Source organism: Gemmata obscuriglobus, assembly GCF_008065095.1.
GTDB classification, from domain to species: Bacteria; Planctomycetota; Planctomycetia; order Gemmatales; family Gemmataceae; genus Gemmata; species Gemmata obscuriglobus.
The window spans coordinates 6,515,593-6,541,172 of record NZ_CP042911.1 but is presented as its reverse complement, the minus strand read 5'-3'; the positions used below and the strand labels follow the sequence as shown (position 1 = coordinate 6,541,172).

The 25,580-nt window shown below is 68.0% G+C and carries 16 protein-coding genes; 5 read left to right on the top strand and 11 right to left on the bottom strand.

Features of this window, described 5'->3' with window-relative positions:
• Window positions 1-19 precede the first annotated feature (19 nt).
• From GobsT_RS27315 to GobsT_RS27280, 8 genes are all read right to left on the bottom strand, one after another.
• A complete protein-coding gene (locus tag GobsT_RS27315) occupies window positions 20-1,576 on the bottom strand; it encodes a permease (protein ID WP_010035910.1) in 1,557 nt (518 codons plus the stop codon).
• 33 nt (window positions 1,577-1,609) lie between these two features.
• On the bottom strand, window positions 1,610-2,560 hold the full coding sequence (locus GobsT_RS27310; protein ID WP_029600711.1) for an AAA family ATPase: 951 nt from the start codon (window positions 2,558-2,560) through the stop codon (window positions 1,610-1,612).
• Window positions 2,557-4,893: a transglutaminase-like domain-containing protein gene (locus GobsT_RS40000; RefSeq protein ID WP_010035913.1), complete on the bottom strand. Its 2,337-nt coding sequence runs from the start codon at window positions 4,891-4,893 to the stop codon at window positions 2,557-2,559. Before GobsT_RS40000 ends, GobsT_RS27310 begins: the two co-directional genes overlap by 4 nt.
• Window positions 4,883-6,169 carry a DUF58 domain-containing protein gene (locus tag GobsT_RS27300; RefSeq protein WP_010035915.1) on the bottom strand — a complete coding sequence of 429 codons (1,287 nt, stop codon included), beginning with the start codon at window positions 6,167-6,169 and terminating at the stop codon, window positions 4,883-4,885. The genes GobsT_RS40000 and GobsT_RS27300 overlap by 11 nt, the downstream gene beginning before the upstream one ends.
• Window positions 6,166-7,416 (bottom strand): zinc metallochaperone GTPase ZigA, encoded by a 1,251-nt coding sequence (gene zigA, locus GobsT_RS27295; RefSeq protein WP_010035917.1) that lies wholly within the window; start codon window positions 7,414-7,416, stop codon window positions 6,166-6,168. The genes GobsT_RS27300 and zigA overlap by 4 nt, the downstream gene beginning before the upstream one ends.
• Window positions 7,413-8,132, bottom strand: coding sequence for a hypothetical protein (locus tag GobsT_RS27290; protein WP_010035920.1), 720 nt, complete (start codon window positions 8,130-8,132; stop codon window positions 7,413-7,415). Before GobsT_RS27290 ends, zigA begins: the two co-directional genes overlap by 4 nt.
• A gap of 87 nt (window positions 8,133-8,219) precedes the next feature.
• Window positions 8,220-9,599, bottom strand: coding sequence for a YncE family protein (locus GobsT_RS27285; RefSeq protein ID WP_010035922.1), 1,380 nt, complete (start codon window positions 9,597-9,599; stop codon window positions 8,220-8,222).
• A 656-nt stretch (window positions 9,600-10,255) separates the two neighbouring features.
• Entirely contained in the window at window positions 10,256-10,633 is a 378-nt protein-coding gene (locus GobsT_RS27280; protein WP_071529244.1) for a TIGR03066 family protein, read from the bottom strand.
• Between the two features lie 374 nt (window positions 10,634-11,007).
• Here GobsT_RS27280 and GobsT_RS27275 point away from each other — a divergent pair, with 374 nt between their 5' ends.
• Entirely contained in the window at window positions 11,008-13,881 is a 2,874-nt protein-coding gene (locus tag GobsT_RS27275; RefSeq protein WP_010035926.1) for a S9 family peptidase, read from the top strand.
• 173 nt (window positions 13,882-14,054) lie between these two features.
• Here GobsT_RS27275 and GobsT_RS27270 read toward each other — a convergent pair whose 3' ends face one another.
• Window positions 14,055-17,297 carry a S41 family peptidase gene (locus GobsT_RS27270; RefSeq protein WP_010049861.1) on the bottom strand — a complete coding sequence of 1,081 codons (3,243 nt, stop codon included), beginning with the start codon at window positions 17,295-17,297 and terminating at the stop codon, window positions 14,055-14,057.
• 264 nt (window positions 17,298-17,561) lie between these two features.
• Between GobsT_RS27270 and GobsT_RS27265 the strand changes: the two genes are divergently transcribed.
• Window positions 17,562-18,356, top strand: coding sequence for a succinate dehydrogenase cytochrome b subunit (locus GobsT_RS27265; protein WP_010049863.1), 795 nt, complete (start codon window positions 17,562-17,564; stop codon window positions 18,354-18,356).
• A gap of 85 nt (window positions 18,357-18,441) precedes the next feature.
• A complete protein-coding gene (locus tag GobsT_RS27260; RefSeq protein WP_109570847.1) occupies window positions 18,442-20,358 on the top strand; it encodes a fumarate reductase/succinate dehydrogenase flavoprotein subunit in 1,917 nt (638 codons plus the stop codon).
• Between the two features lie 328 nt (window positions 20,359-20,686).
• Here GobsT_RS27260 and GobsT_RS38225 read toward each other — a convergent pair whose 3' ends face one another.
• Complete coding sequence (locus GobsT_RS38225) at window positions 20,687-20,851, bottom strand: hypothetical protein (protein ID WP_010051270.1); 165 nt, start codon at window positions 20,849-20,851, stop codon at window positions 20,687-20,689.
• Between the two features lie 36 nt (window positions 20,852-20,887).
• Window positions 20,888-21,868, bottom strand: a complete 981-nt coding sequence (locus tag GobsT_RS27255) for a DUF1559 domain-containing protein (RefSeq protein ID WP_010051268.1) — start codon at window positions 21,866-21,868, stop codon at window positions 20,888-20,890.
• A gap of 603 nt (window positions 21,869-22,471) precedes the next feature.
• Here GobsT_RS27255 and glgB point away from each other — a divergent pair.
• Both glgB and GobsT_RS27245 read left to right on the top strand, forming a co-directional pair.
• Entirely contained in the window at window positions 22,472-24,436 is a 1,965-nt protein-coding gene (gene glgB / locus GobsT_RS27250; RefSeq protein WP_109570848.1) for a 1,4-alpha-glucan branching protein GlgB, read from the top strand.
• A gap of 77 nt (window positions 24,437-24,513) precedes the next feature.
• Complete coding sequence (locus GobsT_RS27245; RefSeq protein ID WP_081471718.1) at window positions 24,514-25,221, top strand: DUF1559 family PulG-like putative transporter; 708 nt, start codon at window positions 24,514-24,516, stop codon at window positions 25,219-25,221.
• Window positions 25,222-25,580: the final 359 nt, after the last annotated feature.

The window sequence follows — 25,580 nt, the reverse complement described above, 5'->3', positions numbered from 1 at the left end:
GCCAACTTCGCACCGGCGTTCAATTCGGAGCGAACGCGGTGCGACACGTGCGGTACGCCCGCTCGAGCGCCGGGAGCGCGGATTCGGCTACGGTGGCGTCGTTCGCCAGGAGGGCGTCGCGCACCTCTTCCAGCCGTTCCCGGAGGTCGTCGGCCGATCGCGCCTGCTCGTCGCTCAACCGCAACGTGCGGATGTACACGCCGACCTGCAACTTGCGGGTCAGTAAGTCCCACCGCTCCAGTTGCCGGATCGCCTCGTCCCGTTTGCCGGTCCGGGCCGCGACGACCGCGTCCGCGTGAACGGCCTTCATCTCCTCGAAGCACTGCTCGCGGTCCGGGTAGTACAGGTACGCCCCGACCACACTGAACGCGACTAACCCCAGCAGCGAGACCGCTCCCAGCACCGAGCCGGGCACGTTGGCGTCCCATCGCGTGCGCGCCCGGCTCGGCGGCGGCGCGGTGAGCCACCGCTCCAGTGCCCCCGCCCGGTCGGCGCGTCGCAGCACGACCCCGGCAGCCAGGAGCGCAACGAAGCCGTACACGGCCGGCTGCTCCATCGGCCCGAACTTCTCGGCCAGCTTCGCGCCCGCCTCGGCCGGTCCGCCGGACCCGGAAGGGAAGGGGGCCGAGTAGTCGTCGAACGCGTGCGTGTGGTCCGCCTCCTCTTTCCGGGTGTCGTACAGGACCGGTTCCGTCGCGTATGCGACGGCGAGCACAACGGCTAGGTAGGCGCCGAGCCAGGGGAGCACCCGGCGGCCCCCGAAGTCCGTCAGCAGCCACGTCACGGTCCCGGCGCTGGTTCCGATGCCCAGCGTGAACAGCACGAACGCGGCCCCGATCGAGTTGCCGTGCTCGAACATGAGGCCGATCTTCATCATCCCCGGCAGCGGGGACGAGTACAGCGGTACCGCCAGCGCGGTCATCAGCAGCGGGGACGATTTGTCGGTGTGGTGCATCGTGTGCTGGAGGCTGCCGAACGGGATCGCCGCCGACAGTAGCGCCGAGGCGAGCAGCCCGACCGCGTAGAACACGAGGTCGCGCCCGGCCAGTTCCTTGGCGGCGGTGACCGCCACCGCCGCGACCCGGCGCAGCCCGGCCGCCGGGAGCGGCTCGGCGTCGGCGGTGCGGGCCAGCTCCTCCGCCTCGGTCACGCTCGCGCCGCGGCCGAACACGCGGTCCCACAGGAACCCGGCGCACGTGGCGACGACCAGCGACAGGCCGGCGAACGTGAGGATCACCACCGGCTCGGCGAGGGTCAGTCCGTACAGGAACGAGAGCGGGTTCAGGAGCGGGGCCGCGAGCACGAACGCCAGCACCGTACCGCCCGGCACCCCGGCCCGGCGCATCTCCCGGGCGACCGGGATCACCCCGAGCGCGCACACCGGTAACAGCATCCCGGCGAGCCACCCGCGGAACAGCCCCTTCGCCCCACTGCCGAACAACCGGCGCGTGCCGGCCGGGCCGACCATGCGCCGCAGCACCCCGGCCACAACCACCCCGACCACCAGCGTCAGCGAGGCTTCAACGGCCCCCTGACCCAGGCGCAGGAGGAACCCCCAAAACAGACTCGCGAACATGGCCGGCTCCCTGGTGCGGTAACGTTGAGCGGATCAAACCGGAACGGGGATCGTTTCGACCAACTGCCGGATCACCCGCTCCGTCGCGCCGGTGTCGAGTCCCAGGCGGACCCCCAGCACCGGCCGGGCGACCTCCTGAACGTCGTCCGGGGTAACGAACGGGCGGCCGCGCAGGTACGCCCACGCCTGGGCGACCCGCTGCCAAGTGAGCAGCCCGCGCGGGCTGAGCCCGAGGGAGACGCTCGCGTGCGCGCGGGTGGCCCGGCCCAAATCCACCAGGTACGCTCGCACGTTCGGCTGTACCGCCACCCCGGCCACGCGCGCCTGAAGTGCCGCCAACTCACCGGGTGCGAGTACCCGTTCCGGAGCGGCTTCGTCGGCCGGTGCGCCAATGGCCCCTTCGAGCAGGGCGAGTTCGTCGGCCCGGTCCGGGTACCCGATCGACAGCTTCATTGCGAACCGGTCGAGCTGGGCCTCGGGCAGCGGGTAGGTGCCGTGGTGCTCCACCGGGTTTTGCGTGGCGATCACGAAGAACGTCGGCGACAGCGGGTGGCGCACGTTGTCCACGGTCGCCTGCCGCTCGGCCATCGCCTCCAGCAGCGCGCTCTGGGTGCGGGGCGTGGTCCGGTTGATCTCGTCGGTCAGGAGGACGTCGGCGAACACCGGGCCGGGCTGGAACTCGAACTCGCGGGTCTTCTGGTTGAACACGCTGAACCCGGTGATGTCGCCCGGCAGCAGGTCCGGCGTGCACTGCACCCGGGCGAACGTGCCGCCGACCGCGCCGGCGAGCGCCTTGGCCAGCGTGGTCTTGCCCAGCCCGGGCAGGTCTTCGAGCAGCAGGTGCCCGCGCGCCAGCAGGCCCGCGAGCACGTACTCGGTCACCTCCGGTTTGCCGCGCAACGCGCGGTTCAGAGCGGCCCGTAACCGGTCCACCCGGTCGGGTACGGCTGGAGCGGTCGGGGGTACGTTGCGAAGAGCGGTCACGGTGTTCCTCCGGTCGGCACGGCCCCGGCGGAGCGCCACCGGTAGTAGGTCCAGGTGGCGAGCGCACGGCGACAGGTGGCGAGGGCGTCGGGCGGGGGCGAGCCGTCCGGCGCGTAGGCCGCCTGTTCGGCTAATTGCACGAGGGCCGAAAGTTCGATCCCGGCTCGGCCGCCCCGCGCCCCGCGCAGCCACGCGGCGACCGTTTGCCCGGGGGCACGAGCGGCACCGGCCCACCGGGCGCGGCGCTCCAGCAGGCGGACCGCCCGTGCCACCTGGGCGCGCCACGTCCGCCCCGGGAACAGGAGCCACAGCCGAACTGCGGCGGCGTCGAGGAGCGACCGACGGCGGACCACGACTACCGTGGTAGCGAAGAGGACTGCCGCGACTGCCAAAGCGTTCCGCGCGGCCCATTCGGCGGACGCGGCCAGTGCAGTTCGTACCCGGTCCCACAGCGGTCGGGCCGGCTCCAGCACGGCATAACCGGGCGTCGGTTCGAGCACAAGCCATTGCCCGTCGCGGAGTTGCACCTCGGCCCAGAAGTGCAGGTCGGTTTCGCGCACCGGCGTGTGTGCGGTTTCGGCGTCGTACCCGTCGGGGGCGGCGTAGTACCCGAGGCAGGGGCGGACGGGGTAGTCGAGAGCCCGCAGCAGTAATACTGCTGCGGTAGCGAACAGGTAGTCCGGGCCGTATCGCGCGTCGGTCAGGAACCACAGCACTGGAGCCGGGTGGTCCTTCGGAGCCGCGGCGCCGCGGTCGTGGGTGTAGGCGGTGCGGAGCCGGGTGAGAACTGCTTCGATCTGCGGCCACCCGCGCGGCCGGCCGTCGGTCCACGCGCGGGCGAGTCGCTCGATCTCCGGGCGCAGGGCCAATGGGACCTCGCCGAACCCGGTCGGCACCCCGCCGGTGCCGCTGATTCCGAATGCGGACTCCGGCAGTCGCGCCGGGGCGAGCGTGCGGCTGTCGGTGGCGATCACCACCCCGGGCGGGGTTCGTCGGCGGCCGGCGAGCGCGAGCACGCCCTCGTAATCCCATTCGTAGTAGTCGGGGCGGTCCACCTTGTTGATGCGGAACCGGGTCAGCAGGGCCGGCGTCGGGACGAGGTTGTCCTTCAGGTCGGCGCACTTGAGCCGGTGCCGCTCGTCGGGGCCGTACCAGTCGGCCGAGCCGCGCAGGTGCCCGACCCGCATCCAGTTGTCCGCCTCGGCGTCGATCCGCCGGCCGCTCGGCTGCCGGCCGGTCCGCCACCGGTGCGTCTCCGGGTCGTACTGTTCGAACGCGACCACCCGGATGTGGAGGGGGGTACGGCCCTCGACCTCGAACAGCGCGCGCGCCGACTGACTCTCGGGCGTGCGGTCGCGCGCCGGCCCTTTGCGACCCGTGTCAAAGTCGCGACTGGGGCGCCGGTTGTCGGGCAACTTGCCGTGGAACTGGATCACGTCCATCAGCCCGGCCGCGACCGTTCGCTCTTGCTCCTTCGGGGGCTTGTGGGGCGCGCCGTACATGTCGCTGACGGCGTCGATGAGTGCGTTCTTGTTGTCCTCAATCAGCGTGTCCGTTTCGACCATCCCTGCGGCCCTCGCGTCGGCGCCCGCGACCTCCTCCGGCCCGTCGCCGGTTCCGTACCGCGCGAACGGGTCGGTTTCGCCGGTTCCGCCGGACGTGGGCATCAGTTCGCCGAGCACGGCGGTCGCGCGCTTCGGCCCCGCCGCCAGTGCCGCCGCGCCGCCGGTGACGAGGAGCAGCACTAACAGTCCGGCCCAGGGGAGCCGCGCGCGCTCGGTCACGACCTCGATCGCGACGACCCGCTCCGCGTTCGCCAGCACGCCGCGCAGCCCGGACCAGTACGCCAGTACCAGCCACGCGCTCCCGGCGGCGGCGTACAGCCCCAGGACGGCCAGTACGGCCGGGTGGTTGCTCATCGCCGCGCTGAACAGCATCAGAAACAGGCTCACACCGGTTGCGGCCCGCAAACACAGCAGCCACCCGCCGCACGCGGCCAGCCCGAGGCCGACGTTCCGCAGCCCGCACACCATCTGGAGTTCGAGCGGGTACCCGTCGCCGGTCCACGCGCGTCGCATCGGCTCGACCGCGAACGGCGCGGCGGCCAAAATCAGCACGACCGCGAGTACCCACGGTGGTAGTTTGCGGTGCGGGTCGGCGGGAACGGGGATCGCCCGAGCCAGGGCCGCCGCGAGCGCGACCCAGACCAGCGCCATCCCGATGCTGACGCCGACCGGGCGAACGTCCACCGCCGCCACTTCGACGGCCGCCGCCGCAAGAGCCAGCAGCGCGAACGTGGACCGGCGTAACGGGCGGAGCACTTCAGGAGCCATGTCGCGCCTCCTTCCACCCGCCGCGCAGCCGCGCCGGCGCCTCGTCGGCCGAGTCGATTCGGAGCCACGGTTCCGCCCCGGGGGCGTGGTCGCAGGCGTGCGAGGCGATCGACACCGTGTCGCTGAACCCGCCCGCGGTCAGCACCACCCACCGCTGGCTCTCGGTCACGCACGCCCCGCACGCGGCGTGGGTGTGCGAGCGGTCGGTGGTGACGACCACCTGGAGGCCGTCGCGGAACCCGCGGCACACCGGGCACGCGAGCAGGTCGGCCAGCGGCCCGCCCGCGTCGTTCGGCAGTGCGGCCAGGGCGTCGAGCAGCTTGTGGACCTGGGCGGTCCCGGACGCGGGCGGCAGCTCGAACCCGGTCCAGGTGAGCCCGACCTGTGCGCCGGCTTCGAGCCACCCCTTCGCCAGGCTGGCGGCCACGCGCACGGCCCACTCGCGCGACCCGTTCGTGCCCGCCCCGGCGTGGACCAGTGGGTTCGCGTCCAGAACGATCTGAATCACCGGCCGGGCGTTCGACTGGAGTTCGCACACCACCAACCGGTCGTGCTTGGCCGACTGCCCCCAGTGGATCCGCCGCGGGGAATCGCCCCGGCGGTACGGGCGCACGCCGAGCACGTCCCCCGTGGTGCCGACCCGGACCCGGGACACGTTCCCCTCAACCTGTCGGTCGCCGCTCACCGGTGGCACCGGGCCGACCGGGAACGTCCGGGGCCACACCGCGAGCGGCGCACCGATTTCCAGGCGCCGGGCGTTCTCCCACAGCCCGAACGGGAACCCGGTACACAGCCGGGGTGGTGCGAGCGGGTACACGCCGCGTTGCTCCGGTACGAAGGTCCAGCGGCATGCGGCGGCGCGGCGCCCGGGTGTGCTCGCGACGGCCGCCGCGGGCCGCTCCGCGCCTTCACCGAACCCGTCGCGGACCGTCAGCCCCCACACCGCCCACGGGAGCCGGTTCCGGAGCATCAGCCGCACCCCGATGGTGTCGCCTTCTGCGGCCCGGGGGCGGTCGAAGTCCACTGCGCCGGTCAGCCCGCGCAACGACAGCCACGGCCACAGCACGCCGAGGCCGACCACCGCGACGATCCCGCCGGCCAGTACGAACCCCTGTGCGTGCAGGAAGAGCCCGCACGCGAGCGACACGCCCGCGGCCCCGATCAGCACCCCGAGCGGGTTGTACAGCACCCGCCGCACCTTCGTGCTGAAGCTGGGGAAGAAGTCGTGGCTCGCCAACCTGCGGAGCCGCCCAACGGGGCCGTCAACGGTACTCACGGTGCTACCTCCGTGAACTCCTGCTCTGGAACCGGCCAGGGCGGCAGCGGGTCGGTGATGCGCTCCCACGCGGCCGGTCCGCCCTGCATCTCGGCGTCGGTCATCAGGGCCGCGTCGAGCGCGGCCCGGATCGCGGCTTCGTTGAGCCTGGCCCCGATGAACACCAGCTCCTGCCGGCGGTCCCCGAACTCGCCCTCGAAGTCCGCAAGGACTTCGGCCCGCTCGGCGGGGTCGGTGGGCCACTGGTCGCGGGGCACGTCCGCCCACCACACGCCCTGTGGGGACAGTTCCATCACCCGCCCGGCTTGCGACCACAGAGCGGCCCACTGGGGGCGCGTGACGATCCAGCAGAACCCCTTGGACCGGAGCAACCCGGCCAGCAGCCGCTTGTTGGTCATGAACCGGTACAACCGGTCCGGGTGGAACGGCCGGCGTGCGCGGTACACGAAACTGCTGATGCCGTACTCGGTCGTTTCGGGCAGCTCCTCGCCGCGGGACACCGCCATCCAGCCCGGCGCAGACTCCGCCCGGCCGAAGTCGAACCGCCCGGTGTTCAGTACTTCGGCTAATGGCACCCGACCCCGTACCGACCGGACCAGCTTCGCGGCCGGGTTCAGCGAGCGGAGCGCGGCTTCCAACTCGCCGAGTCGCGCTTCGGGCACCAGGTCGGCTTTGTTCACCACGAGCACATCGGCGAACTCGACTTGATCGACCAGTAACGTCACCACGTCCCGCTCGTCCTCCGGGCCGAGCGCCTGGCCCCGGTCGGACAGGGCGTCTGCGGACCGGTAGTCGTCGAGGAAGTTGGCGGCGTCCACGACGGTGACCATCGTGTCGAGCCGGGCCACGTCCCCGAGCGCGCTGCCGTCCTCGTGCTCGAAGGTGAACGTCTCCGCCACCGGTCGCGGCTCCGAGACGCCGGTGGACTCGATCAGGAGGTAATCGAACCGGCCGTCCCTGGCCAGCCGTGCCACCTCCTTGAGCAGATCCTCGCGGAGCGTGCAGCAGATGCACCCGTTCTGCATTTCGACCAGCTTCTCGTCGGTGCGGGACAGCGCCGCGCCGTCTTTCACGAGTGCCGCGTCGATGTTGATCTCGGACATGTCGTTGACAATGACCGCGACCTTGAGCCCCTCGCGGTTGGTCAGGACGTGGTTGAGTAGCGTCGTCTTGCCGGCGCCGAGAAACCCGGACAGCACGGTGACGGGCAGCCGCTGCACGGCGCGGGGACTGGTGTGAACGCTCATGCGGTCGCGAACCTCGGTGAGGCGCCAGGGGCCGTGCGTACAGCACGCGGGCGGCCGGTGATGCGGAGGGCGGTGAACAACGGTCCCCACGGGCCGCGTGGCGGGGGCGGCGGGTCGGCCAGTCGGATCGATTTCTTGGCCAGGTGCTCCCACTCTCCCGCCATTTGCTTGGCGGGCACCGCGGGGGGCTTGCCGCGTGACGCAAGTGAGGCGTGCCGGTAACCCGAGCCGAAGGTTTCGGCCACCCAGTGCTCGTACCCGGCCGCCCAACCGGTCGCGGCCCGCAACAGCTCACGTGCGGCCGCGCGCTCCCCTCCCGTCACCGGGCGGACGAACGGGCCGAGCCGTTCGGGCGTGTGAACGGGGTGGCGCGGCTCGCCAACGAGCACCGGCTCGAACCCGTACCGCCGGAGGAACACGCCACCCACACCCGGGCGGCAGTACAGCAGCCCGAAGCCCCACAGCCACACCACCCCGTCCCCCGCCACGCGCCCGGTGTACGCGGTCCCGCGCCCGTCGGGCGCGCGGTACCGGCACATGCCCAGCCCGAGGAGGATGTTCCCCTCCGGTCGCGCAACGTCCCGGCCCCAGCACCAGAGTTGCTGGTCGAGGAGGGCCGTCGCCCGGCGGCGCAACTCGGAAGGGGCCGCGATCGCGGGCGCCGCCGGTGGCGGCGGATGTCCGGGCACGCGGCTTCGGCTCGCAACGCGTTCCATCGGCGCTCCTCACCTCAAGGCGTCGGAACTTCGGTTCGGGAATGGCTCGGTGCGTCGTGCGGGAAGGGGCACGGATGAGATCCGTGCTCAGTCGTCGTGGTCCTCGCCGCCGCGGGCGACGACGGCCGTCGGGGTGCCGCCGACGGTGAACGTGGCGGTCACTTCCAGCGTCTTGAGGGACAGGGCCGAAACGGTGCCGTCGCCCGGGTTGGTGAAGAACGCGTACCGGTAATCCGCGTCGAAGGTGATGTCGTGGTGCCCGGAGTGCCCCTCAACGGCGCTCCTGCCGACCTTCAGCACCTTCACCGATCGGGCGTCGGCGCAGTCGCCGTCCCCGTTCGGGTCCAGGGCGATCACCTCTAGCGCGTCGTCCGCGTCGCTGTCCTTCACCCGGTCGTGGAACACCAACGCGTACAGCTTGCCGTCCGCGGCGGTGACGACCTCTGGGGTGACCGCGTGTGTGCCCTTCCGGACCGTGAGGGGGACGAACAGCGGTTTCGGGTCCGTCAGCTTCGCGTTCAGTGCCACAAGGGTCGGGGCATCTTTACCGGTGACGAACAGGACGTGGTCCCCGTGGGTCGCGAACGCGCCGGTGCGACGCGCCTTACCGCCCTCTTTGCCGAGGTCGATCTGCCGCGTCTTCACCTGCTCGGACTTTTGTTTCAGCCCGGGGTCGGCTTCGACCCAGCAGACCCCTTCGGCCGGAGCGAAGAACACCTTACCGGCGCACGCGGTCGCGCCGTGGATGCCGCCGCTGGGCAGGGTGAACGAGTACGCCGGTTCGGATTTCGGCGCGCCGGTAACGGGAGTCACGTCGACGCGGCCCTTGTTCGGCCCGCCGCCGTCGATCCAGCACGAGTACCCGACCTTGTCGTCAACAACCGCCAGCGTGATGTGGTTCCCGCCGCCGACGAGGAACTGCGGTTTGCCCGTGCCGAGCGACCGGGCCTCGTTGGTGGCGTACTGCTCGGGGTCGAGCCGGGTGTACCCGTTGAGCCGGTCGTTGGCGATGAAGAACCGCTCGCCGTACAGGTACACGTGGGCCGGGTTGCCCTGTTTGGCGTCGAGCCGGCTGTCCGCCACTTCGGGTTTCTTCTTGTATTTCCAGTGACCGTGGCCCCCGTGGTCCGCGTACCCCACCCCGGACTGGATCAGCACCCAGCCGCTCTCGAACGCGCCGTCGGCATCGTCCCGCACGCCGACGCACACCAGGCTGCCCGCCTCCCGCATTTGAACCAGCTTTTGCCGCGTGGGGTCGAGCTTCTTGAAGCCGGTGACATCGGCGAGCGCTCCGAGGGCGAGCCTCTGGCCGGGACCGACCGTCACATCCGCCCACTTCAGCGAACACGTCTTCAGGTCCTGAACGAACAGCCGGGTGATCGGCTTCGGGACCGGTTTCTTGTCGTCGCCGGCCGCTCCGGCGGTGCAGAGGATCGCGGCGGTGATGGCTCCGATCGCGTGGCGCACGTGCTGCCCTCTTTTTGGAGCGTGTGAAGCCGAGCCGTCGCCTGCGGGGCGCGGCCGGTCGTTGTGGTTGACGCGGAACGGCGCGAGTGGCCCGGTCTCGCAACAGCGTTCGATGTCGATTGACTTGTATTTACAAAGTATAACTGCGTGCTGCAAGCTGTTTTGCCGCGAATTTGTCACCGCGTGGGCCGGCGGCCCAGGCCGTCCCGCGTTTCACTGTGCGTGTGGATTTGAAGGTGACCCGACCTGCTGATGCGGGCGGTTCGACCGGAGCAACGGTGTGAAGCACCCCGGGGCGCCCGACCCAGTCACGGTTGATGAAGTGCATTGAACCGAACCGGGCGTGCGGCGCGGGGCAGCGTAGCTCCTCGGCGCACGCCCGGTTCGTTCACAAGGTCAACGCGACCCGCGAACACATGCTCCGCGCCAGTGCGTGGTGTAATAGCGATTGGGTCTTCGAGACAGGGTGTTGACCACGAGTGCCACGAGGAGCAGGAGGCCGGACCCGACGAGTACCGGGCACCGGGCGAAGCCGTAACCCGGTTGATGGGCTTTTCGCTCCCGATGGCGCCGAACCGTGCGGTGACTCCGCCGGGTGGGTGAAGGGAACGCGTCGCGTGCGTAACCGCCGGCGCGGTTGTCAGGTCCGATCAGGGTTATTCGTCGTCGTCAACCCGCTCGTATGTGTCCTTCTTGCCTTTCGAGTCCTTGGTCACCAGTTCCTCGTCGTCCAGTGAAACTACGGTCAGCGTCTCCTTCGCTTCCTTGTCGCCGGCCTTGATGGTCAACATCAGCTTGGCTCCTTCCAGCTTGTAGGTGCCGCCGATCTGAATCTCTTTGCCTTTCTTCTCCTTGACCGAGACCTTGAACTTGCCGTCCTTGGTGAACTCCATGACCATCGACGCGCCCGTCTCCTCGTTCTCCATCGTCCACTTGCCGACCAGCAATTTGGCGTCGATCTTCTCGTCCTTGTCGCTGGCCGACAGCCCGAAGGACGCCACCAGAACCACCACAACACCCAAAACGGCTCTCATCACGTCACCTCGGCGTGTTAGTGAACGGCGGACCGGTTCCGCTGAGTGGACCATTGCACGGAAACGGCTTGCGCACAAACGAATGGGTGTGAATCCGAAGGGGGCCTGTGATCGAAGATTGCCCGTCCGCAGTTCTGCGCGTGGAGCGCGCAAGAAGGGTGTTCCGCCGAGCGACCGAATTCCCGGAGCGGCGGACGGGACGTCCGCGGTCCCAGGGAACAACCGCCCGGCCCGGCTTCGACGCGCGACGGGTTGCGGTGTGGGCGGTCTCGTTCGCCCATATTTCCCAGATCCGCAGACTTGCATCGTTGCCGCCGGATCTGAATTGCGGGTAAACTAACGCCCTCCCTCGCTCCACATTCCGGATTCTCAACATGACTAGACGCAACGCGCTCGCTGCGCTGTTTTTGATTGCGCTGGCCCCGCTGGTTGCCGCTCAAGAGCGGGTGACCGGGGCCAACTATCTGCTCGCACAGAAGTTCAGCAAGGAGTTCGTCGCGCAGCACGTGCGCGAGGCGTCGGTCTCGCCGCAGTGGATCGGCAAGACGGACGTGTTCTGGTACTCCGCTCGCACCGCGTCGGGCACCCAGTACTGGAAGGTGGACCCGGGCAAGAAAGAGCGCACCCCGCTGTTCGACCACAGCCGGCTCGCCGCGGCGCTCTCCGAGGCGTCCAAGCAACCGCTCGACGCGGACACCTTCCGCATTGATCGCGTGACCGTCGCGGCGGACGCCAAGAAGCTCAACTTCGTCTTCGGCGAGGGGCGGTACGAGTATGACCTCGAAGCGGGCAAACTCAAGTCGCTCGGGAAGGCGCCGCCTGCGCAGGGCGGCATGTCGCCCGAGGCGATTGAGCGGATGCGCGGCCAGCTCGGCGACGAGCGGGTGAACGAGATGCTCCGCCGGATGCGCGAGGGCGAGACCGACACGGAGAAGAAGGACGACACCAAGAAGGACGATACCAAGAAGGACGATGCGGGCGGGAAGGGGGGCGCGAACCCGGGCGGCCCCGGCTCGTACAAGAACTACTCGCCGGACAAGAAGAAATACGTCTACGCGTACAAGCACAACCTGTACCTGTGCGACGAGGGGCAACCCGAAGACAAGGCCACGCAGCTCAGCACCGACGGCGCCGACGAGTACGGGTTCGGCGGGTTCGGCGGCTTTGGCGGGGGCGGCGGGGGCTTCAACAAGGGCGGTAATGATGGCGCGAAGGGCGCGGCCCCGAGCGACCGCAAGACCCGCGCGAACGTCACCTGGTCAACGGACTCGAAGGCGTTTTACGTCACCCGGACCGACAGCCGCGGGATCAAGGACCTGTACCTCGTGGACTCGATCGCCACCCCCCGCCCGAAGCTCGAACAGTACAAGTACCCGATGCCCGCGGAAGCCGAGATCCGCAAGACCGAGCTGTACTACTGCGACGTCGAGAAGAAGGCGCTCACGAAGGTCAGCCCGAAGTGGCGCGACGAGCGGTACTCCGACATCCGCTGGGGCAAGAGCCCCGGCGAACTGCGGTTCATCCGCCGGGACCGGCTCCGCCGCAACCTGGAGGTGTGCGCGTTCGACGTGTTCAGCGGCCAGTGCAAGTGCATGTTCGGCGAGGGGTTCGAGGCCGCGTACCTCGAAATGCAGTCGCCCCGGTACCTCGAAGAGACCGACGAGTTCATCTGGTGGTCCGAGCGGAGCGGCTGGGGGCACTTCTACCGGTACGGGCGGGACGGCTCGTTCAAGAACGCCATCACCAGCGGCCCGTGGCGCGCCAGCCGCATCGTCGAGGTCGATGCGAAGGCCGGGTTCGTCTACCTGATCGGCAACGCCCGCGAGCCGGGCGAGAACCCGTACTACACGCACCTGTACCGTGTGAAGCTCGACGGCACCGGGCTCACCTGCCTCGACCCGAGCGACCGGATGGGTCAGTCGGTCGAGCGCGGGCTGAACCAGACATCGACGCTGTCGCCGAGCAAGAAGTTTGTCGTCACGAACAGCACCGCGGTGGACCGGGCGCCGTTCGCGGTGGTCCGCGACGACACCGGCAAATCGCTGATGCTGCTGGAAACCACCGACCTGAGCGCGCTCGATAAGGCCGGCTGGAAGATGCCGGAGACCTTCAGCGTGAAGGCCGCGGACGGCACCACGGACCTGTACGGCAACATGTGGAAGCCGTTCGACTTCGACCCGAAGAAGCAGTACCCGGTGATCGCGCACGTGTACCCGGGGCCGCAGACCGAGGGCGTGGTGTACCGGTTCTCGGCGTACAGCACCAACATGCAGCTCGCGCAGCTCGGGTTCGTCGTGATCCAGGTGGGGCACCGCGGCGGCAGCCCGGAGCGGTCGAAGGCGTACCACTCGTTCGGGTACTTCAACCTGCGCGACTACGGGCTGGTGGACAAGAAGGCGGCCATTGAGGCGCTCGCCGCGCGGCACTCCTTCATCGACGTGTCCAAGGTGGGCATTTTCGGGCACTCCGGCGGCGGGTTCATGTCGGCCGCGGCGCTGCTCCAGAAGCCGTACAACGACTTCTTCAAGGTGGCGGTCGCCAGCGCCGGGAACCACGACAACAACATCTACAACGACAACTGGTCGGAGACGTACCACGGCCTCAAAGAGGTGCCCGTGGCCGCCGAGAAGAGTGAAAAGAAGGAGGGCGCGACCGGATCGACCGGCGCCGGCGCCGGGAGCAAGGGCTTCGGCGGGCGCAAGAAGGGGCCGCCCGAAGAGGAGCTGATCGAGGAGGAGCTGATCGAGCTGATGCAGCGGTTCGATCCCGAGGACCAGCGGTCGGTCGAAGAGCTGGAAGCACAGATCACCGCGCTGAAGGCCCGGCTCGCACAACTGCAGCGAGCCGACGCGGCAAAGTCGCAGCTCGCGCTGGCCCCGCCGCCGCGGCTCGCGGGCACCAAGCCGCCGGTGGCGTCGGCCGCCGCGGCGGTCGTGCTGCCGCTCACCAAGTTCGAGATCAAGGTGCCGACGAACGCCGAACTGGCCGACAACCTGAAGGGGCACCTGCTCCTGGTTCACGGCGAGATCGACAACAACGTCCACCCGGCGAACACGATGCGCCTGGTTGATGCGCTGATCAAGGCGAACAAGCGGTTCGACCTGCTCATCATCCCGGGGGCGCGGCACGGGTTCGGTGCGGCCCAGCCGTACTTCAACCAGCGGATGTGGGACTTCTTCGCCGAGCACCTCCTCGGCGACCGCCAGACCGGGGCGGACATCAACATCAAGGACGTGAAGCGAAAGTAGCGGTTCTCACCGCGGAGAGAAGTCAGAAGGGTGTTCACCGCAGAGGGCACGAGAGGGCGCAGAGAAGAGACGAAGGGAGAGAAGACCAACTCTCTTTACTGCCTTCTCTCTGCGCCCTCTCGTGCCCTCTGCGGTGAACACCCTTCTGACTTTACACCCATCGCCAACGACCGTTACCGCTTCGGGTACGCCGGCGGGGCGATCACCTTCGGCGGGTTCTTCTTCAGCTCGGCCAGCAGCACCTCGATCGCCTTGTTCAACTGCTGGTCCTCACCGGCGAACTCTTTGGCCGGGTCGTTATCGACCACGATGTCGGGCGCCACGCCGACGTTCTCCATGACCCACTCCTTACCGCCCAGGTCGTAGCGCGAGAACTCCGGCTTGCTCAGCGACCCGCCGTCGAGGAGCGGCAGCGAGCCGCGGATGCCGACCACCCCGCCCCAGCTCCGCTTCCCGATGAGCGGCCCCAGCTTGTAGTGCCGGAACCGGTACGAGAAGATGTCGCCGTCGGATGCCGAGTACTCGTTCAGCAGGCACGCCAGCGGGCCGACGAAGGTGCCGTTCGGGTCGATGCTCGGCTCGGCGTTGCGGGCGATGCCCACCATCGCGGCCTCGCGCCGCAGGCGCTCGATCAGCATCGGCGACACGTTTCCGCCGCCGTTGCCGCGCACGTCGATCACCAGGGCCTGCTTCTTGAGCTGCGGGTAGTAGTGCTTCGCGAACTCGTTCAGTCCGGTCGCGAGCATGTCCGGGACGTGGAGGTACCCGACCTTGCCGTCGGTCGCGTCGGACACCTTCTTGATGTTCGCCTGCACCCACGCGTAGTAGTACAGGTCGCTCTCGTCGCTCGTCGGGGTGACGACCACCCGGCGCGCGCCCGCGGCGGCCGGCTTCGCCGCGACCGACAGCACCACCGGCTTGCCGGCGGTGTTCACCAGCAGCTCGTTGATGTTCTTCACGCCGTCGGTGGGCTGGCCGTTCACGGCCACGATCCAGTCGCCGACGGCGACGTTCACGCCGACCTCGGTGAGCGGCGAGCGGCGCTTCGAGACCCAGTTCTCGCCCGGAAGCACGCGGGTGATCTGGAAGAACCCGGTCTGCGGGTCGCGCTTGAACTCGGCCCCGAGCAACCCCTGCGGCACCTTCCGCACCTCCGGCAGTTCGCCGCCGCCGATGTAGGCGTGCCCGGCGTTCAGCTCGGCGATCATCTCGCCGATGATGTAGCTCAGGTCGGCCCGGTGGCCGACGTGCTCCACCAGCGGCTCGTACTTCTTGCGCACCGCCGCCCAGTCCACGCCGTGCAGGCCGGGGTCGTAGAAGAAGTCCCGCATCTGCCGCCAGCACTCGGCGTACATCTGCTTCCACTCGGCCTTCTTGTCGAGGAACACCTCCAGCCCGGACAGGTTCAGCGCCTCGCCGATCGCGATCGGGCCTTTCGGCAGGTCGATGACGCCGTACTTCCCGTCCTTCTGGACGAGCATCTTCTTCCCGTCGGCCGAGACCTCGTACCCGCTGACCGGTCCGAGCGCGGTTTCCTTCCGGCTGCCGAGATCGAACACGTACAGCTGGCCCGGGCTGCCGCTGGCGCTGCGCTGGTAGTAGAGCGCGTTCCCGGCGGCGTGCAGGCTGCCGTAGTTGGCCGCCGGACCGGGCAGCGCGACGATGCGCCCGCTCAGGCCGTCCAGATCGACCTTCACCGCGGGGGCGTCCTTCTTCTCATCCTTCTTGTCGTCTTTCTTCGGTTCGGCGGGCTCGTCATCGAGCTTCGGTTTGAGCGGGTTGGGCGTGGCCTTCGCGAGGGCCACGAAGTAGACGCGCTGCATGTCGCGGTACGCGTGGTTCCACTCGGTGCTGCTGTACACCGGGTTGAAGTCGCGCGCGGACACGAAGAACAGGTACTTGCCGTCGGCGCTGAAGGTGGGCGTGTTCGACGCGTACCAGCCGTCGGTCACCGCGGTCGTCTTGGTCGTTTCGAGCGAGTACAGGTACACCTTGGGCATCGTGTCCACCTCCTGGCGGCCGAACGCGACCCACTTCGAGTCCGGCGACCATGTGAAGTCGCGGACCTCCCACGCCTTCGCCTGGTCCACCAGCGTGACCTTCTTTGTTTCCACGTCGACGAACTGGAGCCGGAGCTTCTTGTCGCCCCAGAGGATCTTCTTCGAGTCCGGCGACCACTGGATCTCGTACTTGTAGGTGTCCGCGGCGCTGGTGACCGGCTTGGCGGGCGCGCTGCCGTCGGCCGGGCCGACGTGGATCTCGTCCTCGCCGGTGGCGTCCGAGACGAACGCGACGCTCTTGCCGTCCGGGGACCACTTCGGGTTGCGGTCGTGAGCGCCCGGCGTGCGGGTCAGGTTGCGGGTGACGCCGTCGCCGGCCGGGACGGTGAACACGTCGCCGCGGGCGGCGAAGAGCGCGCGCTTGCCGTCGGGAGAGACCTCGAACGCGGTGACCGACTTGCTCACGTCGGTGAGCGCGCCTCGCGCCCCGGCGCGGTCCTCCAGGATGCGAACGGTGACCTTCTCGGCCTTAGCGGTTTTCGGATCGAATTTGTAAATGTATCCGCCGTTCTCGAAGACAAGCTGGTCCTTGCTGGCCGACGGGAACTTGATGTCGAACTCGGTGAACTCGGTGTGCCGCTCGGTCTTCTTGGTGGCCGGGTCGACGGAGTACAGGTTGTACCGCATGTTCTTGTCGCGGTCCGAGATAAAGTACACCTTGTCCCCGATGAACATGGGGAAGATGTCCTGGCCCGGGTCGTCGGTGAGCTGCTCGGTCTTCTTGGTGGCGAAGTCGTACAGCCACACGTCGTCGGCCATGCCGCCGCGGTACCGCTTCCAGGTGCGGAACTCGCGGAAGATGCGGTTGTACGCGAGCTTCGTGCCATCAGCGGAGTAGCTGGCGAACCCGCCGCGCGGTAGCGGCAACTCTTCCGGCACCCCGCCCTCGACAGGGACCGTGAACAGTTGCCCGACGAAGTCGTTGAACGACCGCATCCGCGACCGGAACAGCACACTCTTCCCGTCCGGGGTCCACCCGATAACGACGTTGTTCGGCCCCATCCGGTCGGACACCTCGTCGCGCCCGAGCGTGGCGGTGTAGGTGAGCCGCTTCGGCTCGCCCCCAACGGCCGGCACCACGAACACCTCGGTGTTGCCGTCGTACTGGCCGGTGAACGCGACCAGCGAGCCGTCCGGGCTGAACCGCGGGAACATCTCGAACCCGGGGTGCGACGTGATCCGCCGCGCGGTGCCGCCGGCCGCGGGCACGGTGTACAGGTCGCCGGCGTAGGTGAAGACGATCTGGTCGCCGTGTACGGCCGGGAAGCGGAGCAGCCGCGCTTCGTCCGGCGCGGCCTGGGCGTGCGCGGCGCCGAGCGCGACCGCCGTTAGTGCTAACAGCAGGAATCGAGGCATAAGGGGTCCCGGTTGAGAGCGAACGTGATGTGCCAATTGTCGTGGCCCGGCGCCGGGCGTCAACACCACCGCCGGCACCGCCCGGTCCGCCGGGCGGGCGGTGCCGCCGCGGGATCCCGGGTCGGTTACGGTTGCGCACGCGGCCGCGCTTGCGGTCAATTTCCCGCCGGCGTTGGGGCGCCAATCGCGCGCTCTTGGGCGATCCGACGCCGGGCACGTAAGATACCTTGAAACGCTCACTCACAACGGCACGCGAGCAGCCAAATGGCCGGTTCGACTTCCACCGTTCGGCACCCCAAGGACAAGAAAGACGGCTCACTCACGGCGGCGAACTCGTTCCTCCGGGCGGTGTTCGACTCCAGCGTCGGCGCCAAGGTGATCGTGGCGCTCAGTGGGCTGGGGCTGACCGGGTTCGCCGTGTTCCACATGATCGGCAACCTGAAGGTGTTCAGCGGGCCGGACGCGATCAACGGCTACGCGTACTTCCTGAAACACGACCTGGGGCTCCTGATCTGGATCGCCCGGGCCGGGCTGCTCGGCATCTTCCTGTTGCACCTCACCCTCGCGATCCGGTTGAGCATGCGGTCGCGGGCCGCGCGGCCGGTGCCGTACCTGTACCCGGGGCGGGTCCAGGCCACCGCGGCCAGCCGCACCATGATCTACAGCGGCGTGGTGGTTGGCCTGTTCATATTGTTCCACCTGGCGCACTACACGTTCGGTGCCGTGTCCGGCGCCGAAGTCGAGCCCGGCAAGGTGGTGAACTACCTCGACCTGAAGGACGCGAAGGGCCGGCACGACGTGTACAGCATGCTGGTGGCGGGGTTCCGCACCCCGTGGCTGAGCGCGCTGTACATCGTGGCCAACCTCGTTCTGTTCGTCCACCTGCTGCACGGCGTCCAGAGCGCGTTCCAGACGCTCGGGCTGAAGAATAATCGGTTCGCCCCCGTGATCTGGTTCGTGGGGTTCGCCGTCGCGGCCCTGATCCTCGCGGGCAACCTGGCGATCGTGATCGGCGTGTGGGAGGGCACCCTCGCCCCGCCTCTGTACAAGGGCGCCTGAGGCGCACCACATTCCGAGCGGCGCCCGTCGTATCCTCACGCACAGCACCCCCGCCGACGCGGTCGGGGCTTGCCGGAGAACCACCATGCAACTCGACGCGAAAGTTCCGGGCGGGCCGACCGCCGAGAAGTGGACCCGGTTCAAGAAGGAACAGCGGCTCATCAACCCGGCCAACAAGGCGAAGTACAACGTCATCGTGGTCGGTACGGGTCTGGCCGGGGCGGCGGCCGCGGCGTCGCTGGCCGAACTCGGCTACAAGGTCCACAGCTTCTGCTTCCAGGACTCGCCCCGCCGGGCGCACTCGATCGCCGCGCAGGGCGGGATCAACGCCGCCAAGAACTACCGCAACGACGGCGACAGCGTGCACCGGCTCTTCTACGACACCGTGAAGGGCGGCGACTTCCGCTCGCGCGAGGCCAACGTCCACCGCCTCGCCGAGGTGTCGGTGAACATCATCGACCAGTGCGTGGCGCAGGGCGTCCCGTTCGCGCGCGAGTACGGCGGGCTGCTCGACACCCGCAGCTTCGGCGGCGCGCAGCTCCAGCGGACGTTCTACTGCCGCGGGCAGACCGGCCAGCAGCTCCTGCTCGGCGCCTACCAGGCGCTGTCGCGGCAGATCGGGCTGGGCGCGGTGAAGATGTACCCGCGGTGCGAGATGCTCGACCTCGTGGTGATCGACGGCCGCGCCCGCGGCATCGTCACCCGGCACCTCGAAACCGGCAAAATCGAATCGTTCTCCGCCGACGCCGTGGTGCTCGCCACCGGCGGCTACGGCAACGTGTTCTACCTGAGCACCAACGCCATCGGCTGCAACGTCACCGCGACGTACCGCGCGTACAAGCGCGGCGCCGCGTTCGCGAACCCGTGCTACACCCAGATCCACCCGACCTGCATCCCGGTGAGCGGCGACCACCAGTCGAAGCTCACGCTGATGAGCGAGTCCCTCCGCAACGACGGCCGCGTGTGGGTGCCGAAGGACCCGGCGGACTGCGGCAAGCACCCGGGCGAGATCCCGGAGGACCGCCGCGACTACTTCCTCGAGCGCAAGTACCCGAGCTACGGGAACCTCGCGCCCCGCGACATCGCGAGCCGGGCCGCCAAGGAGGCGTGCGACGACGGCCGCGGGGTCGGGCCGGGGGCGCGCGGGGTGTACCTCGACTTCGGCGCGGCCATCGCGAAGCAGGGCCGGGACCGGATCCAGGCCAAGTACGGCAACCTGTTCGAGATGTACGAGCGCATCACCGCCGAGAGCGGCTACGAGCGCCCGATGCGCATCTACCCCGCCGTCCACTACACGATGGGCGGGCTGTGGGTGAACTACGAGCTGATGTCCAACGTCCCGGGGCTGTTCGTGGCCGGGGAGGCGAACTTCTCGGACCACGGGGCGAACCGCCTGGGGGCGTCGGCCCTCATGCAGGGTCTCGCGGACGGCTACTTCGTGCTGCCGTACACGCTCACGCACTGGCTCGCGGGCGAGAAGCCCGGCGCCACGCCGCTCGACCACGCCGAGTTCAAGCGGTGCGAGGCGGAAGCGACCGAGCGCATCAAGAAGCTGCTGTCGATCAAGGGGAAGAAGACGCCCAACGAGTTCCACCGCGAGGTGGGCCTCGTGATGTGGGAGAAGGTGGGCATGGCCCGCTCGAAGGCGTCGCTCGAGGCCGCCATCAAGCGGATGCAAGAGCTGCGGTCGGAGTTCTGGGAGAACCTGTCCGTCCCCGGGAGCGAGGCGGACCTGAACACGGCGCTCGAGCGCGCGAACCGCGTGTCGGACTTCCTGGAGTTCGGCGAACTGCTCGCCCGCGACGCCCTGGTGCGCGAGGAGAGCTGCGGCGGTCACTTCCGGGTCGAGCACCAGACCCCGGACGGCGAGGCCAAGCGCGACGACGAGCGGTTCTGCCACGTCGCCGCGTGGGAATACGCCGGGCCGGGCAAGACGCCGATCCGCAACGAAGAGCCGCTCGCGTTCGAGGCCGTCAAACTGGCCGAACGTAGCTACAAGTGAAAATGCGAGCGGCCCGTGGTCGGTGACCACGGGCCGCTCGCGTTTCTCGTCCAGGGCTTTTGCCAACCACTGCAATATTTGGGATCTCGGCCTTCTTTAACACTTCAGCCTCGACACATCCTTTGAGAACCGGATAGGACTCGTCTTCGCGTGTAGCCCCGTGACCGACCCTTGAACTTTTCGATCGCCAGGGCCAACGCGCCTAAATGTGGCCTTTTTTCCAGGACGTTTGCGGCTGAACGCCTTACGTAATCGGTCCGAGATCGGGACCGGAAAGGCGAGAGACGCCGGAAATTGAGCGCGTTGAGACGCGTTGGCCCTGTGCCGATCACTTACCCGGTCCCCCGCGCCCGCCGCGCTCTTTGTCGCCCTGGCCTTTACCCTTGGTCATGATTTCCTTCACCTGCGCGTCGCTCAGCTTCGGCTGTGACGGCTCACTCGCCCCACAGCCGAGAACCAAGACGAGTAAGCCGGCGGTCAGAACCAGTCGCATAAGCTGCCTCTCGTTTTGGGGTGCGTTCGGAACGGATCAGTCCAGCGTGCCGATTTCACTACCCGCGCGGCTGCCGTACGACATCCACGCGTCCTGATCGACCCCGTCCCGCACGAATCGCACGGACCCGTCCGCCATGCACACGTTGGCCCCGCCGGTGTGGTAGCTGCTGGCGGGCACCACAATGGCCCACCAGTCGCCCGGGCGCCAGCACGGCGCGTTCGGGGGCAGCAGGTGGTTGTACCAGGTGCGCCACGGCGACCCCTCGACATACGGGTACCCCTTGTAGCTCCACGCCGGGCTCCAACCGCCGGCGATCGAGGCGGTCTTGTAGTCCCGGGACAGGATTTCGGCGCGGCCCGCCTGGAGCTGAGCCCAGGTGAGCTTCTGGTACGGCTGGGCGGTCGTGGTCTCGAAGCAGTCGCCCCCCTTTTTGCCGCCGCCCCCGCCGGACAGATATCCGGCCGTGACTTCTGCGTAGAGGGCGGTGTTGCTGGTCCCGTCGGTGACGCTCTCGACCGTGCGCCCGGTGTTCATCAGGTCGTCGAACATCCCGTCCTTCCCGCTGCGGTCGTACCAGATGCCGGAGTTGCCGTGGTAGCTGGTGAGCCCCATCGGCTCGGACCCGCCCGGCTTGCCGAGGACCTGCGGGTCCGAGGGGCACATGAGGCACTTGATGCGGTTGCTGGTGGCGGTCACGTTCGCCGCGTCGCCCCACCACGGCTGGTTGTAGTTGTAGATCTTGGCGATGTTGTCCTGCTCGAAGTACGGGAGCAGCCGGCTCAGGTCGTTGTTGCCGTAAGCGATGCCGGTGGCCCAGGCCCCGTCCTGGAACTTGTTGTTGGCGGTTACGAAGTTGTGGGACGCGAGCCCCAACTGCTTCAAGTTGTTGCTGCACGACATCCGGGCCGCCGCATCGCGGACCTTTTGAACGGCGGGCAGCAGGAGCCCGATCAGGATCGCGATGATCGCGATCACGACCAACAGTTCGATCAGTGTAAAGCCGCGACGGCGCATAGTCGCACCTCACCACGAATGAAAGGAACGTGACCCGGAAACCGGGTTGGGGCGAGTGAAGAAGGTGGGCGGAAGGCGGGAGAGAAGGTGGAGAGCGAGACTCCACGAAAGGAGGCTAACCGCTCGGTTCGTTTGCGTCTAGCCCGCAGAAATGAAAATTAATCGATCACCGCACAAACGTGCGGGAGCGACGGTGCTGAAGTTCGGGGCGATTGTGCCGGCTGTACCGAACCCACTTGCGGAATTGATTTAGATGTGTATTCGTTTATTGTTGTGACGCGTGTGAGGTTACTTTACCTTCAACCCGAGATCCGCGCGATCCGATCTGCCGCTGGTCGCGCAGAGCCGTGAAGTGGTTGGCGCTCGCTTCACGAGTCGAATGACCGGCACGCATTCGTTCGCACAGCTCGACTTTGCTGGTTTTGGCGGTTCGTTCGGTCGCCCGCACGGGTGCCGCGGGTGGGGACGAGGGCGTTCCGGCACAATCATTGCTGTGTAACGGACTTCTTTGCGGGGATGCGCGCCCGGTGGGTGGCGAGTCGGCCGCGAATCCGGTACTTCTTCCTTTAATCTCCCGTCACAACACGCGGACCGAGCGAACCTATGAGCCACGCCGACGAGACGCCCAAGTTCCTCCCGTTCGGCTCCGAGCCCGCAACCGCGTCGACGCCGGCCACCGAGTACGAGTGGTTCGGCCCGCAGGACGTGTACCTCTTCAACGAGGGCAGCCACATCCGGCTGTACGAGAAGCTCGGCTCGCACCCCGCCACCGTGAACGGCGTGGCGGGGTATCACTTCGCGGTGTGGGCGCCCAACGCGGACTACGTCAGCGTGATCGGCGACTTCAACGGCTGGAACCGCGGCGCTCACCCGCTCAAGGCGATCGGGTCGTCGGGCGTGTGGGGCGGGTTCGTCGCCGGGGTGAACCGTGGCACCTGCTACAAGTACCACGTCGCCGCGCCGGGGGGCTTCGTGGCCGAGAAGACCGACCCGTTCGCGTTCACCTGCGAGATCCCGCCGAAGGCGGCCGCGGTCACCTGGGACCTGGGCTACCAGTGGAACGACGCGGAGTGGATGGCGAAGCGGAAGGACAAGAGCGGGCACGACAAGCCCGTTAGCATTTACGAGGTGCACCTGGGCTCGTGGATGCGTGAGGCGGACCCGCCGTACCACTCGCTCAACTACCGCGACGTGGCCCCGAAGCTCGCGGAGTACTGCGCGGACATGGGGTTCACGCACGTCGAACTGCTGCCGATCACCGAGCACCCGTTCTTCGCGTCGTGGGGCTATCAGACCACCGGGTACTTCGCGGCCACCAGCCGGTACGGCACCCCGCAGGACCTGATGTTCCTCGTAGACACGCTGCACCGGCACGGCATCGGGGTGATCCTCGACTGGGTGCCGAGCCACTTCGCCACGGACGCGTGGGCGCTGGCGCGGTTCGACGGCACCGCCCTGTACGAGCACGCGGACGCAAAGCAGGGGTTCCACCCGGACTGGGGCAGCTACGTCTTCAACTACAGCCGGCACGAGGTGCGCTCGTTCCTGCTCTCGTCGGCGCTGTTCTGGCTCGACAAGTACCACATCGACGGGCTGCGCGTCGACGCCGTGGCGTCGATGCTGTACCTCGACTACTCGCGCAAGGCGGGCGAGTGGGTGCCCAACCAGTTCGGCGGGCGCGAGAACATCGACGCGGTCAACTTCCTGCGCCGGTTCAACGAGGAGGTGTACCGGCACTTCCCGGACGTGCAGACGTACGCGGAAGAGAGCACCGCGTGGCCGATGGTGTCGCGCCCCACATACGTGGGCGGGCTCGGGTTCGGGTACAAGTGGGACATGGGCTGGATGCACGACACGCTCCGGTACTTTATGCTCGACCCGATCCACCGGCGGCACCACCAGAACGACCTCACGTTCCGGATGCTGTACGCGTACAACGAGAGCTTCGTGATGCCCCTGTCCCACGACGAGGTGGTGCAGGGGAAGGGGCCGCTCTGGGACAAGATGGCCGGCGACGAGTGGCAGAAGTTCGCCGGGATGCGGCTCCTGTTCGCGTACCAGTGGGGCATGACCGGCAAGAAGCTGCTCTTCATGGGCGGCGAGATCGCCCAGCGCCAGGAGTGGCGCCACGACCAGAGCATCGACTGGCACCTGCTCCAGCACGCGCCGCACAAGGGCGTGCAGTCCGTGGTGCGCGACCTGAACAAGCTGTACGCGAGCGAGCCGGCGCTGCACGAACTCGACAACCAGCCGGGCGGGTTCGAGTGGATCGACTGCACCGACTCCGCCAACAGCGTCATCGTCTGCGTGCGGAAGGGACGGGGCGATGACGTGATCGTGCTGGCGTACAACTTCACCCCGGTCCCGCGCCTGGGGTACCGGGTGGGCGTGCCGGGGCCGGGCGCGTGGACCGAGGTGCTGAACACCGACGCCGCGGGGTACGGCGGCAGCAACGTGGGCAACGCCGGCGCGGTGTACGCCGAGTTCTCCCCGATGCACGGGCAGAAGTACTCCGTACTCCTGAACTTGCCGCCCCTGGGCGCAGTATTCTTTAAGGGCAAGCTCTGATCCGGTTGAGGCCCTGACGGCGTGCCGGTGGCACGCCGTCAGGGCCTCGCGCTCCGTTCCCCTCGGAGGTCCTGTCGATGCGCGTGTCACGGCTGCGGGCGCTCGGTCTGGTCGCCCCACTCGGTCTGGTCGCTCTGACGGTCGCGGTTCCCGCGGCGGCCCAGGACGAACCGCCTGCGGTCACGGAAATGGTTCGGTCGCAGAACAACCTCAAACAGATCGCACTGGCCGCTCACAACTTCGAGAGCGCCAACGGCAAGTTGCCGGGTGACATCGTCGACAAGGACGGCAAGCCGTTGTTGAGCTGGCGCGTGGCGATCCTGCCGTACATCGAAGAAGAAGAGGTGTACAAGAAATTCAAGCTGGACGAACCCTGGGACTCGGACACGAACAAGAAGCTGATCGAGAAGCTGCCGAAGGTGTACGCCCCGATCCGGGTCAAGGCGAAGCCCGGCGAGACGTTCTACCAGACGTTCACCGGCAAGGGTGCCCTGCTCGGCGATAAAGGCGGCCTCAAGATTCTGGACATCACTGACGGGACATCGCAGACCGTCATGTTAGTCGAAGCCGGCGACCCGGTGGTCTGGAGCAAACCCGCGGACGTTCCGTTCGACCCCGAGAAGCCGCTCCCCAAGCTCGGCGGGATGTTTGACGGCGCATTTCATGTGGCGCTTTGTGACGGCTCGGTGCGCCGCATTCGGCGGAACTTCGACGCCAACGAGTTCAAGAAGGCGATCACGGTAGCGGGCGGCGAACGCATCGACGACAAGAAACTGTGGAAGTGACCGCGGGCCATGTCGCGGGTTAAATGAGATACCCACCGCCTCTGCCCCTCCGACCGAGTTGTCCCCCGGAACACGCCGGAATTACAACCGCCTGCTGACGCAGGCGGTTGGCGCGCGGTCAAAAGCCCGACCGTCGAAAGTCGTAAAGTCATAATTTCAGTGATAATGTGGTTTGCGACTTTACGACTTGCTGACCGGACGACTTTTGACTCCCAGTCCTTAGACGACCGCACCCAGTAACAGCCCCATCCCGCGCGATGCGCGCAACATCTATCGCCACGTGCTGTTGCGGATCACCCACCTGTTGATGAACGGGGGGCTCGTGGTGCCGCAACCGCGTTTCTCAGACTTGACGGCCC

Bases quoted from the DNA above. Each gene is read 5' to 3' on its own strand.
- GobsT_RS27315 (WP_010035910.1), bottom strand. From the start codon at position 1,576: ATGTTCGCGAGTCTGTTTTGGGGGTTCCTCCTGCGCCTGGGTCAGGGG.
- GobsT_RS40000 (WP_010035913.1), bottom strand. From the start codon at position 4,893: ATGGCTCCTGAAGTGCTCCGCCCGTTACGCCGGTCCACGTTCGCGCTG.
- zigA (WP_010035917.1), bottom strand. From the start codon at position 7,416: ATGAGCGTTCACACCAGTCCCCGCGCCGTGCAGCGGCTGCCCGTCACC.
- GobsT_RS27290 (WP_010035920.1), bottom strand. From the start codon at position 8,132: ATGGAACGCGTTGCGAGCCGAAGCCGCGTGCCCGGACATCCGCCGCCA.
- GobsT_RS27280 (WP_071529244.1), bottom strand. From the start codon at position 10,633: ATGAGAGCCGTTTTGGGTGTTGTGGTGGTTCTGGTGGCGTCCTTCGGG.
- GobsT_RS27275 (WP_010035926.1), top strand. From the start codon at position 11,008: ATGACTAGACGCAACGCGCTCGCTGCGCTGTTTTTGATTGCGCTGGCC.
- GobsT_RS27270 (WP_010049861.1), bottom strand. From the start codon at position 17,297: ATGCCTCGATTCCTGCTGTTAGCACTAACGGCGGTCGCGCTCGGCGCC.
- GobsT_RS27265 (WP_010049863.1), top strand. From the start codon at position 17,562: ATGGCCGGTTCGACTTCCACCGTTCGGCACCCCAAGGACAAGAAAGAC.
- GobsT_RS27260 (WP_109570847.1), top strand. From the start codon at position 18,442: ATGCAACTCGACGCGAAAGTTCCGGGCGGGCCGACCGCCGAGAAGTGG.
- GobsT_RS38225 (WP_010051270.1), bottom strand. From the start codon at position 20,851: ATGCGACTGGTTCTGACCGCCGGCTTACTCGTCTTGGTTCTCGGCTGT.
- GobsT_RS27255 (WP_010051268.1), bottom strand. From the start codon at position 21,868: ATGCGCCGTCGCGGCTTTACACTGATCGAACTGTTGGTCGTGATCGCG.
- glgB (WP_109570848.1), top strand. From the start codon at position 22,472: ATGAGCCACGCCGACGAGACGCCCAAGTTCCTCCCGTTCGGCTCCGAG.
- GobsT_RS27245 (WP_081471718.1), top strand. From the start codon at position 24,514: ATGCGCGTGTCACGGCTGCGGGCGCTCGGTCTGGTCGCCCCACTCGGT.